The sequence below is a fragment of the Polynucleobacter sp. MWH-UH35A genome (genome assembly GCF_018687075.1).
In the GTDB taxonomy this organism is placed as follows: Bacteria; Pseudomonadota; Gammaproteobacteria; order Burkholderiales; family Burkholderiaceae; genus Polynucleobacter.
In genome coordinates this window covers 134,106-146,239 of sequence record NZ_CP061285.1, presented here as the reverse complement: position 1 = coordinate 146,239, position 12,134 = coordinate 134,106, and the positions used below count along the sequence as shown (strand labels likewise).

General features: G+C 46.0%; 14 protein-coding genes. 10 read left to right on the top strand and 4 right to left on the bottom strand.

The window, feature by feature from the left end:
• Nucleotides 1-33: 33 nt before the first annotated feature.
• Nucleotides 34-408 carry a Co2+/Mg2+ efflux protein ApaG gene (gene apaG / locus ICV36_RS00835; protein ID WP_215400670.1) on the bottom strand — a complete coding sequence of 125 codons (375 nt, stop codon included), beginning with the start codon at nucleotides 406-408 and terminating at the stop codon, nucleotides 34-36.
• A gap of 49 nt (nucleotides 409-457) precedes the next feature.
• Between apaG and rpe the strand changes: the two genes are divergently transcribed.
• From rpe to trpC, 5 genes are read left to right on the top strand one after another with little or no spacing between them, the layout of a single operon-like run.
• Nucleotides 458-1,183 carry a ribulose-phosphate 3-epimerase gene (gene rpe, locus ICV36_RS00830; protein ID WP_215400669.1) on the top strand — a complete coding sequence of 242 codons (726 nt, stop codon included), beginning with the start codon at nucleotides 458-460 and terminating at the stop codon, nucleotides 1,181-1,183.
• Nucleotides 1,183-2,688, top strand: coding sequence for an anthranilate synthase component I (trpE, locus tag ICV36_RS00825; RefSeq protein WP_215400668.1), 1,506 nt, complete (start codon nucleotides 1,183-1,185; stop codon nucleotides 2,686-2,688). The genes rpe and trpE overlap by 1 nt, the downstream gene beginning before the upstream one ends.
• Complete coding sequence (locus tag ICV36_RS00820) at nucleotides 2,672-3,238, top strand: aminodeoxychorismate/anthranilate synthase component II (protein WP_215400667.1); 567 nt, start codon at nucleotides 2,672-2,674, stop codon at nucleotides 3,236-3,238. The genes trpE and ICV36_RS00820 overlap by 17 nt, the downstream gene beginning before the upstream one ends.
• A 19-nt stretch (nucleotides 3,239-3,257) precedes the next feature.
• Nucleotides 3,258-4,286, top strand: a complete 1,029-nt coding sequence (gene trpD, locus ICV36_RS00815) for an anthranilate phosphoribosyltransferase (RefSeq protein ID WP_215400666.1) — start codon at nucleotides 3,258-3,260, stop codon at nucleotides 4,284-4,286.
• 6 nt (nucleotides 4,287-4,292) lie between these two features.
• Nucleotides 4,293-5,096 carry an indole-3-glycerol phosphate synthase TrpC gene (trpC, locus tag ICV36_RS00810; RefSeq protein WP_215400665.1) on the top strand — a complete coding sequence of 268 codons (804 nt, stop codon included), beginning with the start codon at nucleotides 4,293-4,295 and terminating at the stop codon, nucleotides 5,094-5,096.
• Here the strand turns inward: trpC and ICV36_RS00805 are convergent.
• On the bottom strand, nucleotides 5,077-5,646 hold the full coding sequence (locus tag ICV36_RS00805; protein WP_215400664.1) for a hypothetical protein: 570 nt from the start codon (nucleotides 5,644-5,646) through the stop codon (nucleotides 5,077-5,079). The two genes, trpC and ICV36_RS00805, sit on opposite strands and share 20 nt — an antisense overlap.
• A gap of 112 nt (nucleotides 5,647-5,758) precedes the next feature.
• Between ICV36_RS00805 and ICV36_RS00800 the strand changes: the two genes are divergently transcribed.
• Nucleotides 5,759-6,109, top strand: a complete 351-nt coding sequence (locus tag ICV36_RS00800) for a hypothetical protein (RefSeq protein WP_215400663.1) — start codon at nucleotides 5,759-5,761, stop codon at nucleotides 6,107-6,109.
• Nucleotides 6,110-6,187: 78 nt separating this feature from the next.
• On the opposite strand, the gene ychF is transcribed toward ICV36_RS00800, so the two are convergent.
• A complete protein-coding gene (ychF, locus tag ICV36_RS00795; RefSeq protein ID WP_215400662.1) occupies nucleotides 6,188-7,282 on the bottom strand; it encodes a redox-regulated ATPase YchF in 1,095 nt (364 codons plus the stop codon).
• A gap of 40 nt (nucleotides 7,283-7,322) precedes the next feature.
• Between ychF and ICV36_RS00790 the strand changes: the two genes are divergently transcribed.
• From ICV36_RS00790 to ICV36_RS00775, 4 genes are read left to right on the top strand one after another with little or no spacing between them, the layout of a single operon-like run.
• Nucleotides 7,323-8,597, top strand: a complete 1,275-nt coding sequence (locus ICV36_RS00790) for an FAD-dependent monooxygenase (RefSeq protein ID WP_215400661.1) — start codon at nucleotides 7,323-7,325, stop codon at nucleotides 8,595-8,597.
• Nucleotides 8,590-9,306 carry a DsbC family protein gene (locus tag ICV36_RS00785; protein ID WP_215400660.1) on the top strand — a complete coding sequence of 239 codons (717 nt, stop codon included), beginning with the start codon at nucleotides 8,590-8,592 and terminating at the stop codon, nucleotides 9,304-9,306. The genes ICV36_RS00790 and ICV36_RS00785 overlap by 8 nt, the downstream gene beginning before the upstream one ends.
• Before the next feature lie 5 nt (nucleotides 9,307-9,311).
• The gene (locus ICV36_RS00780) at nucleotides 9,312-11,087 is read left to right on the top strand and encodes a M61 family metallopeptidase (protein ID WP_215400659.1); all 1,776 of its coding nucleotides are present in this window, start codon (nucleotides 9,312-9,314) and stop codon (nucleotides 11,085-11,087) included.
• Between the two features lie 6 nt (nucleotides 11,088-11,093).
• A complete protein-coding gene (locus tag ICV36_RS00775; protein ID WP_215400658.1) occupies nucleotides 11,094-11,849 on the top strand; it encodes a uracil-DNA glycosylase in 756 nt (251 codons plus the stop codon).
• Here the strand turns inward: ICV36_RS00775 and ICV36_RS00770 are convergent.
• Nucleotides 11,838-12,134, bottom strand: a complete 297-nt coding sequence (locus ICV36_RS00770) for a hypothetical protein (RefSeq protein WP_251375035.1) — start codon at nucleotides 12,132-12,134, stop codon at nucleotides 11,838-11,840. The genes ICV36_RS00775 and ICV36_RS00770 overlap by 12 nt on opposite strands.

Genomic DNA, 12,134 nt, shown 5'->3' with positions numbered 1-12,134 from the left:
AAAGGCAAAAAATAGTATTTTGCTTCCCTTGGTCTAATGCAAGGTACGCGACATCACCAAAGCAAACTCTGGGATAGGTGCCTGAAAGAACTGAGCGTCCTCAGTCACACAAAAATACTCTCCACGCATTGTTCCAGCAGGAGTAGGTAATGTAGCCCAGCTGGTGTATTCAAAATGCTCGCCAGAACGCAGCAAAGGTTGTTGCCCAACAACGCCCAGACCCTTTACCTCCTGGACATCGTTATCCCCGTCTGTAATGAACCAATGGCGGGCAATCAGCTGAATGCTAGCCGTTCCGGTATTGCGGATGGTGACGGTATATGCAAAGGCAAATTGGCGATTATCGGGGTCAGATTGGTCGGGAAGGTACTGGGCTTTGACCGTAATGCTCATTTCATGGGGATTCATGCTGGAATTCTGCTCCATCCTTAGGCCAACTGCAAGCTAGAATCTAGGGATGGAAAGCCAAAAATCATCCCCTAATAGTCAATTTGTGATTGCCCCATCCATTTTGTCCGCTGACTTTGCCTGCCTAGGCAAAGAAGTACAGGACGTTTTAGTGGCAGGCGCTGACTGGATTCACTTTGATGTGATGGATAACCACTACGTACCCAATCTCACTATTGGCCCCTTGGTATGTGAGGCTATTCGCCCCTACGCACAGAAAGATGGCAAGCCTGCTGTGATCGATGTTCACCTCATGATCGAGCCAGTAGATCGCATCGTTCCTGATTTTGCTAAAGCAGGCGCCAATTTAATTAGCTTTCATCCCGAGGCAAGCCCTCATGTCAATCGCACACTGAACTTAATTCGCGATCAAGGCTGCCAAGCGGGTCTTGTACTTAATCCGGCGACACCACTAGATCATCTTGACCACACTCTGGAATTGCTCGATCTAGTCTTGCTGATGTCAGTAAATCCAGGATTTGGTGGTCAATCATTTATACCGAGTACTCTGAACAAGATCACTCAAGTGCGCGCACGTCTCGATCGCTATCAAGCCGAGACCGGTAGACATATTCGTCTTGAAGTAGACGGCGGAATTAAAGTCGATAACATTGCGGAAGTAGCGCGAGCAGGTGCCGACACTTTTGTTGCCGGTTCAGCAATTTACGCACAAGAAAATTACGCACAAGTTATTCAAGCAATGCGCACTGAATTAGGAAAGTTAGGTAAAGCGTAATGCAGCTTGAAGAATTTAATACCCTCGCTAAGCAGGGCTTCAATCGCATCCCTCTGATCAAAGAGGTATTGGCCGATCTTGAGACCCCACTATCACTTTACGTCAAGCTCACGCAAGCATTTGGCAAGACAAATACCTACCTATTAGAGTCTGTTTTGGGTGGCGAGCGTTTCGGCCGCTTCTCCTTTATTGGCCTGCCTGCCAAGACCATCATTAGAACTGTTGGCACCCCCTCTGCGCCAATCAATGAAGTAGTAACTGATGGAAAAGTTGTAGAGACTAATACCAATAATCCCCTCGACTTTGTCGATGCGTATTTCAAGCGCTTTAAGGTGGCTTTGCAAGCTGACATGCCGCGCTTTTGTGGCGGTCTCGCTGGTTACTTTGGTTATGACACTGTGCGCTACATCGAGTCACGTTTAGCAAAGCATCAGCTGCCTGATGAATTGGGTGTGCCCGATATTCAACTCATGTTGACTGAAGAATTAGCGGTGGTTGATAACGTCGCTGGAAAAATTTACTTCATTGTTTATGCAGATCCCAGCATTGCAGATGGGTTTGAAAAAGCACAGGGTCGTTTAAAAGAATTACTCGCCTGCCTTGGCAAGTCAGCAAACATGCCCGCTTCTTTACCAAGCACTAAAACCGATCTCATTCGCAAATTTAAGGCAGCGGATTTTGAAAAGGCAGTACTCAAAACCAAAGAATATATTTTGGCTGGTGATTGCATGCAGGTGGTGATTGGTCAACGTATTAGCAAGCCATTTACAGATTCACCATTAGCACTCTATAGAGCCCTGCGCTCCCTCAATCCATCGCCCTATATGTATTTCTATGACTTTGGTGATATGCAAATCGTAGGATCATCCCCTGAGATTTTGGTCCGCCAAGAAAAACGTGCTGCAGAGAAGATTGTGACGATTCGCCCGTTAGCAGGCACCCGCCCTCGTGGAGCAAATCCTGAAGAAGATGAGCGTCTGGCCAAAGAACTCTTGGCGGATCCCAAAGAAATTGCTGAGCACGTCATGCTGATTGATTTAGCCCGCAATGACGTAGGTCGTATTGCCAAAACTGGCTCGGTGAAAGTGACTGACTCCATGTCTATTGAGAAGTACTCACATGTTCAACATATTGTGAGCTCAGTGGAAGGGGATCTTCTAGACAATATGAGCAATATGGATGTGTTGCGCGCCACCTTCCCAGCAGGCACCCTATCGGGCGCCCCCAAAATTCGAGCAATGGAAATCATTGATGAAATGGAAATTGTGAAGCGTGGCGTATATGGAGGTGCCGTAGGCTACCTCTCCTTCTCAGGTGATATGGATGTAGCCATTGCGATTCGTACTGGCGTAATCCGTGACGGCATGCTGCACTCACAAGCAGGCGCGGGAGTGGTAGCAGACTCTGACCCAACAGCCGAATGGAAAGAAACCGAAGCCAAGGCACGGGCAGTATTAACAGCCGCAGATTTAGTACAAGGAGGACTCGATGCTCCTAATGATTGATAACTATGATTCGTTTACTTACAACCTTGTTCAGTACTTTGCAGAACTCGGTGAAGAAGTAAAAGTATTTCGTAATGATGAAATTGCCGTTGAAGAGATTGCTAAGCTCAATCCAGCGCGTATTTGCATCTCTCCCGGACCATGCAGTCCTTTAGAGGCAGGCATCTCAGTAGAAACTATCAAACGTTATGCAGGTCAAATTCCCATATTGGGCGTATGCCTGGGGCATCAAGCTATCGGCGAAGCATTTGGTGGCAAAGTCATTCGCGCTCAAAAGGTTATGCACGGTAAGACCGATAGCATTCACCATACAGGCATAGGCGTATTTAAAAACTTACCCAATCCGTTTAAGGTGACTCGTTACCACTCTTTGGCGATTGAGAAGAGCTCTTTGCCGACAATGCTAGAAGTGACTGCAACCTCATCCGATGGAGAGATCATGGGCGTTCGCCACAAAGAGCTTGCGGTTGAAGGCGTGCAATTCCACCCTGAGTCGATTCTTTCTGAGCATGGTCATGCCCTACTCAAGAATTTTTTGCAAAACAACTAAATAATCCATTTACAGCGCTATGCCAATTACACCGCAAGAAGCTTTACAACGCTGCATTGAACATCGCGAACTCTTTCATGATGAAATGACGGCGATGATGCGTCTCATCATGAGCGGTGAAATGTCGCCAGAATTAGTAGCTGGATTATTAGTCGCACTGCGCACCAAAAAAGAAACGGTTGGCGAAATTGCAGCTGCGGCACAGGTGATGCGGGAATTTGCAACCTCAGTTAAGGTAGATGACCGAAGCCATTTGGTCGACGTAGTGGGTACGGGTGGTGACGGAGCGCATACATTCAACATCTCAACTGCCTCTATGTTTGTGGCTGCAGGCGCTGGAGCAAAAATTGCTAAACATGGAAATCGCAGCGTCAGCAGCAAATCAGGCAGTGCCGATGTTTTAGAAGCCCTTGGTGTCAACCTGGCCTTATCGGCTGATCAAGTTGCTAAATGCATTTCAAAAGTAGGTGCGGGCTTTATGTTTGCCCCCAACCATCATCCCGCAATGAAAAATGTTGTACCTATTCGTAAGCAACTAGGTGTGCGAACCATTTTCAACATCTTGGGACCACTGACCAATCCTGCTGATGCCAAGCGCATTTTGATGGGTGTCTTTCATCCCGACCTCGTAGGTATTCAGGCACGCGTATTGCAGGCACTAGGCATGGAGCACGCACTTGTAGTGTATGGACGCGACGGTCTAGATGAGATTTCTTTAGAAGGACCAACTCTGGTTGGCGAACTCAAAGATGGCGTAGTGCGTGAGTATGAAATTCATCCAAAGGACTTTGGTTTAAATACAGCACCTACAAATAGTTTCAAAGTGGCTGATGCTCAAGAATCCAAGAAAATTGTTTTAGATGTTCTCGACGGCAAGCCAGGTCCCGCAAGCGATATTGTGTGTCTCAATGCCGGGGCAACGCTCTATGTGGCAGGCGTAGCCCAAGATATTGCTAACGGAGTAGCACATGCAAAATCGGCTATTACCTCAGGTGCTGCCCGTCAAAAGTTAGATGCCTTTGTTGCAGCAACACAATCTCAAACTTAATTATTCATGAGCGATATCCTCGACAAAATTGTTGCAACCAAAAAGATCGAGGTTGCCAACTCTCTACAAAAGGTTTCACTTGCCAATCAGCGCGAGCAAGCTGAAGCAAATAACCAAGATGTCGTCCTGAAGCCACGAGGCTTTATCCAGGCGATTGAGAACAAAATCTCTGCTGGTAAGGCTGGGGTGATCACTGAAATTAAAAAGGCTAGCCCAAGCAAGGGAATCTTGCGTGAGAACTTTTTACCTGCAGCCATCGCGCAGTCTTATGAAAAACACGGCGCCGCTTGTTTATCAGTATTAACTGACAAGGATTACTTTCAGGGGTGCAATGCCTACCTTCAAGAAGCGCGCGCCGCATGCCAAATCCCGGTTCTACGTAAAGATTTCACTATAGACCCATATCAAGTCTATGAGGCACGCGCCATTGGCGCTGATGCCATTTTGTTGATTGTGGCCTGCCTAGAGTTGAATCAAATGAAAGAGCTCGAAGCTTGTGCCCATGAATTAGGCCTGGATGTTTTAGTTGAAGTTCACAATGCCCCAGAATTAGAGCAAGCGTTAGAACTCAAGACACCGCTACTTGGCATCAATAATCGCAACCTCAAAACTTTTGAGGTAACCCTGCAAACCACACTCTCTTTGCTCCCCATGGCTCCGAAAAGCAAAACGTTAGTAACAGAGTCTGGAATATTGAGTCACGCTGATGTTCAGCTTATGCGTGAACATCAAGTCAATGCATTCTTGGTGGGTGAAGCCTTTATGCGCGCAGCTGATCCAGGAGTCGCTCTCAGCGAGCTGTTTGCCTAACTTTTCTCAAGAGATCTAAACAGTATTTGATTAACGAGATCAGTAGCAGCGATCCTAATACATCACCTATAAACATCACTACAAAGTGATTTACGCTACCAGTATCCTCTAAGGCCATGGTAGAAAACCACCATTGGTGTAGGCCAGATGAAAGCAGAGAGTAAATCAAAATACAAGCTATCAATTTTGGAAAATTTAGATTGCTCAAATCTGATTCAAGCCGTAGATTGCTAAACACAAAATATCTGGCTAAGTACGGTGCAAATCCTGAAATCAATCCAATGCCAATACAAAGTGTTAATTCATGTGGGAAATCACCGTAATAGCTAATCAGAAAAGAAGCAACCGCAATACCAAGAGCACCAGGCAAACCAAAAATCAAAGTCAAAAATAAACGCAAACCGGCGGGAAGATAAATCCAATTTACCCCCAAACCAAATATCAAACTATTGGTTAGCCAGCCATTGAAATAAAAGAGAAATGCATACGCTATCGCACTAATAGCGCAACCAATGATCCATTCTGAAGAAGTTGTGACAAATTTTGGCATTTCAACCAGTATGGATTATTTTTAATTGATACGCGTCAATTGCTAAAACAAGTACTTAGGAATACACTGCAGCTAGCTATAAAGCTAATATCGAATAATAAAACTATTGCATATGACAGCTCCAAAAACTTCTTCTTACATTAAGTTTCTTAATCTGATTGATGCCATTGATCGCATTAACCCAGGGAAAAAACTTGACTGCACTGAAGAAAGCTTGCTGGATAAGATTGTTGCCTGCGCCCATATAAACCAAGTGATTTTGGTTGGCGATCTTATTTCTATGACTGACCTTGGATCACAGGCTACTTTGCATGGTCGCCTCAAAAATCTCAGCGCTATGGGTTACATCAAAATGGCTGCCAATGCAGATGGTCGCAAAAAGGAAGTATTACCTACCAAGATGGCGCTTAAGCGCTACGATGAAATTTCTAAATGCTTAGAAAAGGCTGTCAAAGCCCCTTAATCTAAGTCTTGGATTTTTTTGGCCGTATAAACAAAAAGCCCTTTTCAGGGCTTTTTTATTTGGTTGGGGCAGGATTGCTTAGACGTTAAATAAGAAGTTCAATACGTCGCCATCCTTAACAACGTACTCCTTGCCTTCGGCACGCATCTTGCCAGCTTCCTTTGCGCCCGCTTCACCTTTGAACTGAATGAAATCATCATAAGAAATGGTTTGAGCACGAATAAACCCGCGCTCAAAATCCGTATGAATGACTCCTGCAGCCTGTGGCGCTGTATCACCCTGATGAATAGTCCAGGCTCGAACTTCTTTAACACCAGCGGTGAAATAAGTTTGCAACCCGAGCAATGAATACCCTGCACGAATCACGCGATCCAAGCCTGGCTCTTCCATTCCGAGATCAGCCAAGAACTCAATCTTGTCAGCTTCATCTAAGTCAGCAATTTCCGCTTCAATTGCAGCGCAAACCGCTACAACCGGCGCGTTTTCTTTTGCAGCATGTTGCTTAACAGCCTCGAGGTGTGGATTGTTTGAGAAGCCATCTTCTTTCACATTCGCGACATACATGGCAGGCTTAGCCGTAATCAAACACAAAGGCTTTATCAGAACTTTTTCATCATCACTTAAGTTCAAGCTGCGCACTGGTTGAGCAGAATCTAAATGAGCCTGTACTTTAGTTAAAACGGCGACTAAAGCAGCCGCTTCTTTGTCATTGCCAGACTTTGCAGCCTTACTTGAGCGATTCAGAGTTTTCTCTACAGTAGCTAAATCGGATAGGGCCAACTCGGTATCAATTACACCAATATCAGCAATTGGATCGATTTTTCCGGCAACGTGAATCACGTTTGGATCCTCGAAACACCGGACCACATGAGTAATGGCATCAGTTTCGCGAATATTCGCCAAAAACTGATTACCAAGACCTTCACCTTTTGAGGCGCCAGCCACCAAACCAGCAATATCGACAAATTCGACTGCTGCCGGCAGAATGCGCTCAGGCTTCACGATCTCAGCCAATTTGGCTAAACGGGGGTCAGGAACCTCAACCACGCCTACATTAGGCTCAATCGTGCAGAAAGGATAGTTTTCCGCTGCGATCCCAGCCTTGGTAAGCGCATTAAAGAGGGTAGATTTGCCGACGTTAGGCAGGCCGACGATGCCACATTTCAAAGACATGCCTGTATTGTAAAGGGGCTGGTTTCGATATCATCGAGTTATGTCAGAAGATCGCCAAAATCGCCTCTCAAAGCCCCTAACTCCCACCACCCCAATACGCTCAGTAGATGTCGTTGTGGTTGGCGGAGGTATTGCGGGTAAGGCTTGCGCCCTAGGGCTCGCCCAGCTTGGTCTCAATACCATCGAGATTGCACCTGATTTGGGGCGGCACATGCCAAATCCACAGGGCGCTCAATGGGGTCAAAGAATTTATGCTTTTTCCCCAAGCACCCAGAAATTACTGGCTCACTTACAAATTTGGGACGCCCTAGATCACAGCCGCCTTCAACCAGTGAGAGATATGCGAATTTATGGGGACAGGGGTGAAAAAAATGATTACCTCCATCTTTCTGCATTTGAGGCTGGTACGCCACAACTCGCCTGGATTGGAGAATCCAATTTAATTGAACACACCATTGATCAAGCGTCACGCTTTCAAAACAAATTGGATCGCATGAGTGATGCTGTAGAAAGGATCGATGTTGATGCCGATGGCAGCACCTTGCATTTAAAAAGTGGCGGCAGCATTCGTGCGCAACTGGTGATTGCAGCTGACGGTGCGAACTCACCCATTCGCAGTCAAATTGGAATTAGTGCGAGCGAAGAAAGCTATTCACAAAGTGCTGTAGTTGCCAACTGGCTTTGCACCTATCCGCATTTAGAAACTGCCTTTCAGTGGTTCTTACCAGGTGGAGATATTGTTGCCATGTTGCCCCTTCCCGGGAAGCAAGTCTCTATGGTTTGGTCTACCTCTCCCGAGCATGCAGCAGAATTATTAAAGCTGGATCAAGCGCAATGGTTGGAGCGTTTGACAGCTATCGCTAATGGGGCCATCGTCAAACAGTTAGGAGAGTTAACTCTCAACTCAAGTCCTGCTGCCTTTCCTTTAAGAAAAATTCGATCCAAGCGATTCATAGGTCCCGAAGCTCTTCCAAAGGTAGCCCTGATTGGTGATGCAGCTCACGTAATGCACCCACTAGCAGGACAAGGGCTTAACCTGGGGCTTCGAGATGTGTCGGTACTCCTCAACATCTTGGGCAACAAAGAATCTTTCCGCTCACCAAGCGACTTAGTCTTGCTTCGTCGTTATGAGCGTCAACGTCAAGGCGATGCCAGCGCACTGCTATGGGTTACCGATAAACTCAAAAAATTATTTTCTGCAAGCAGTAACACTGAGCGACAGCTCCGCAACTGGGGTCTCGGTTTAGTGAATAAAAGCCACTTTATAAAACAGCGCTTAATTGAACGCGCTTTGGGAGAAATTGATTTTGAATAAATTCTTATCTGTGATTGCCGTTATCGCCGTAGCTCTATTTTGCGCGGGGCAAGTCCATGCGCAACCAGAACAGCAAATAAAGGCGGAGATTCAGAAGAAGTTGGGCACGAACGCCAAAGTAAAAAGTGTTACCCCCGCACCAGTTTCTGGCTTATATGAGGTATTAGTTGGCAATGATATTTTTTATACCGATGCCTCCGCAAAATATCTCATCCAGGGTGAAATTATTGAGATCGCATCAGGTAAAAATATTACCGACCAAAGACAGGCTGACTTAAACCGGATTAAGTGGAGCGACTTAATACCTGCCAATGCCATAAAAAATGTGCGCGGGAACGGCAGCCGTCAACTAGCGGTCTTCTCAGACCCCAACTGCGGCTACTGTAAGCGCCTAGAAAAGTCTCTACAGCAGCTCGATAACGTCACCATCTACACCTACCTGATCCCAATCCTATCGCCGGATTCTGCACAGAAATCAAAACAGATTTGGTGCTCTTCTGACCCGTATAAAGCCTATATGGATTGGATGATTAACGGTGTCGCCCCAAGCGGCAAAGGCGATTGCAGCACACCGCTGGATAAAAATATGGCTTTTGCGAAGACCTATGGAATCACCGGTACACCAACATTATTCTTCACTGATGGCAGCCGCTACCCTGGTGCCGTGCAAATTACTGACATCGAAAAGAAATTTAGCTCTCTGAAATAAACACTATGAACCATGCCGACTTACCAGAAATTCAATATACGGTCTGGCCTGCAGACCTGCATGGTCATCACTTTCGCGTCAAGCTGCACATTACCAATCCAGATCCTAATGGTCAGGTGTTGCAAATGCCTGCCTGGATACCAGGCAGTTATTTAATTCGTGATTTCAGTAAGCAGATTGAATCGATTGAGGCATATTCAATCGCAGGCATTAGAAAAAAAATTGCTCTTGAGCGCATCGACAATGATCATTGGCGCTTACCTCCAGTTGGTGGAGCAATCGAGGTCCTGACGACTATTTATGCTTTTGACTCTTCAGTGCGCGCTGCTTATATAGACACTGAAAGGGCGTTCTTTAACGCCACCAGCTTGTGCTTAGCCGTTAAAGGCCAAGAGCATGTGCCCTGCTCTCTCGCAATCACCACGCCAGAGGCCGCCTTTGCGGATCACTGGACGGTACAAACCACTTTAAGAGCCGCTAAAACAGATGAGCGTGGATTTGGTTTTTATCTAGCGAAAAATTATGATGAATTGTTAGATCATCCAGCAGCCATGGGTGAATTCCAACTGGTGCACTGGAAATCAAATGGTGTTGCGCATCGGATGGCGATCCAGGGATGCAATCATATTGTGGATGCAAAGCGTCTTGCAGAAGATCTTCAAGCTATCTGCACCAGCACCATCAATCTTTTTGAACCCAAAACAAAGCGAGCCCCATTCGGAGAATATCTCTTTCTAGTGAATGCCGTTTTGAATGGCTATGGTGGTTTAGAGCATCGCAATAGCACTGCCTTATTATGCAAGCGAGATCAAATCCCTCAAGAAAATATTCTGTTTGAAGAGTCTGCTTACAGAGAATTTTTGGGTTTATGCAGTCATGAATATTTCCATGCATGGTTGGTTAAACGTATTCAGCCAAAGGCGTTTCAGCCTTATGATCTGGCCAAACGAAATCACACTCGCTTGCTCTGGGTTTTTGAAGGCTTCACTAGCTACTACGATGACCTTCAGCTATTACGCAGCAAACGCATTGATCTCAAAACCTACCTAAAACTAGTGGCGAATAACTGGAATGGCATCTTGCGCGGACCGGGACGTCATAAACAAAGCCTGGCTGATAGCTCTTTTGATGCCTGGACCAAGTATTACCAGGCGGATGAGAATACCCCGAATGCAGTAGTTAGCTATTACGGTAAGGGTGCATTACTGGCGCTTGGGCTTGATTTACAAATTCGCGCTTTCACTAAAAACAAACAATCCCTGGATGACCTCATGCGCCTACTCTGGCACAAGCATGGTCACCATGGAATTCCAGAAGACGGTTTAGATGTATTGGTTGATGAACTACTCGGTAGTGGTTTTAGCAAAACCTGGGCTGATATAAAAGCCCGATATATTTTTGGTGTTGAAGACATTCCACTGCAAAAATGGATTGGCTCCAATCTCATTGCCGTCAAACCAAAAACGCTATCGACCCTTGAGAAAATCAAACTGCAATTCGGTATGCGCCATACCGATGCGAATGGCTGGCTTAAAGTGACGCACGTCCTTGATGGCGGTGCCGCCCAAGCAGCAGGATTAGCGGCAGGTGATTTACTCGCCAGTATCGATGGGCAGCGTATTAGCAGTGCGCGCTGGGATAAGGTTTTGGGCAGCATTAATGGAAATTTGCCTGTGCGCATCACTTTCTATCGCGATGATCTAGAGCATGAGCGCATGGTCTCACTCAAAACTATAAAGATACCTACGCAATATGATCTGACACCAAAGAAAGATGCTTGATCAAAATTGAAGGCGCTATTTTCAAAAGACGATATACCAAGTGATTGGCGCGAATTACTGGGTGATTATTTTGAGTCAGCTGACTGGCAGTCTCTAGAAAAAAACTTGCAAGCCGTTTTGGATATTGACCCAAGTACTGTAAGGCCCGAACCTCAACATTTTTTTAAAGCTCTCAAACTCACTCCGGTAAGTTCAGTAAAAGTTGTCATACTGGGCCAAGACCCCTACCACTCACCTGGGCTGGCACAAGGGCTTGCCTTTTCTATACCCAGAGAGATTGCTGTGAACTCACGAGCATTTCCTAGCTCGCTACGAAATATCAGTAAAGCACTAGCGCTAGAAGGCTTTGGATCTTTGCCGAATGGAGATCTTCATCATTGGGCCGAACAAGGAGTGCTACTACTCAATACGGCTTTAAGCGTTCAATTGGGTGAGGCAAGCAGCCATACCAATCTGGGATGGAAAGGTTTGATTGACCATTTAATCGGCGCATTGTCGAAATCTAAGTCGCATTTAGTTTGGATGCTCTGGGGAGGTCATGCTCAATCCAAACTACCCCTGATTGAAAATGGCAAAGACCCATTGGTTTTGCAATCCTCTCATCCATCAGGTCTTGGGGTATACAAAACAGACAGGCCTTTTTTAGAGCCGGGTGGAAAAGGTAGTTGCAATCATTTCACCAAAACAAATCAATGGCTAGTTGATCACAATGAATCGCCCATTCAGTGGGTAGAAAGCATTCACACCGATCTATTTAGCTAGAGCAGTAAAAATACACCCCGCAGCACAAGCAGCAAAAATGGCACTAGCCCATTCCATCATTTGCCCCGATTGAAAAAACCCAGAGTATTGACCTAAAAATGAGCTGGCAGTAGCTGCAATAAAGCCCAGCAGGGAGGCTATTAGGATCTTTCCGGGCTTAAACCCCAAGGAAACGCCAGGGTAAAAAATCCAGGCAGATGCCCCAGAAATACTCCCAATTACCAGAAAAGCCAAAAACCCCATTGATACCCCCATTAATGCTGCCATCAAATCTATAATCGCCAT

What these genes read in the sequence shown, in the direction of transcription:
- apaG (WP_215400670.1), bottom strand. Translation starts at nt 408, where the DNA reads ATGAATCCCCATGAAATGAGCATTACGGTCAAAGCCCAGTACCTTCCC.
- trpD (WP_215400666.1), top strand. Translation starts at nt 3,258, where the DNA reads ATGCCAATTACACCGCAAGAAGCTTTACAACGCTGCATTGAACATCGC.
- trpE (WP_215400668.1), top strand. Translation starts at nt 1,183, where the DNA reads ATGCAGCTTGAAGAATTTAATACCCTCGCTAAGCAGGGCTTCAATCGC.
- trpC (WP_215400665.1), top strand. Translation starts at nt 4,293, where the DNA reads ATGAGCGATATCCTCGACAAAATTGTTGCAACCAAAAAGATCGAGGTT.
- ICV36_RS00820 (WP_215400667.1), top strand. Translation starts at nt 2,672, where the DNA reads ATGCTCCTAATGATTGATAACTATGATTCGTTTACTTACAACCTTGTT.
- rpe (WP_215400669.1), top strand. Translation starts at nt 458, where the DNA reads ATGGAAAGCCAAAAATCATCCCCTAATAGTCAATTTGTGATTGCCCCA.
- ychF (WP_215400662.1), bottom strand. Translation starts at nt 7,282, where the DNA reads ATGTCTTTGAAATGTGGCATCGTCGGCCTGCCTAACGTCGGCAAATCT.
- ICV36_RS00800 (WP_215400663.1), top strand. Translation starts at nt 5,759, where the DNA reads ATGACAGCTCCAAAAACTTCTTCTTACATTAAGTTTCTTAATCTGATT.
- ICV36_RS00780 (WP_215400659.1), top strand. Translation starts at nt 9,312, where the DNA reads ATGAACCATGCCGACTTACCAGAAATTCAATATACGGTCTGGCCTGCA.
- ICV36_RS00790 (WP_215400661.1), top strand. Translation starts at nt 7,323, where the DNA reads ATGTCAGAAGATCGCCAAAATCGCCTCTCAAAGCCCCTAACTCCCACC.
- ICV36_RS00805 (WP_215400664.1), bottom strand. Translation starts at nt 5,646, where the DNA reads ATGCCAAAATTTGTCACAACTTCTTCAGAATGGATCATTGGTTGCGCT.
- ICV36_RS00770 (WP_251375035.1), bottom strand. Translation starts at nt 12,134, where the DNA reads ATGGCGATTATAGATTTGATGGCAGCATTAATGGGGGTATCAATGGGG.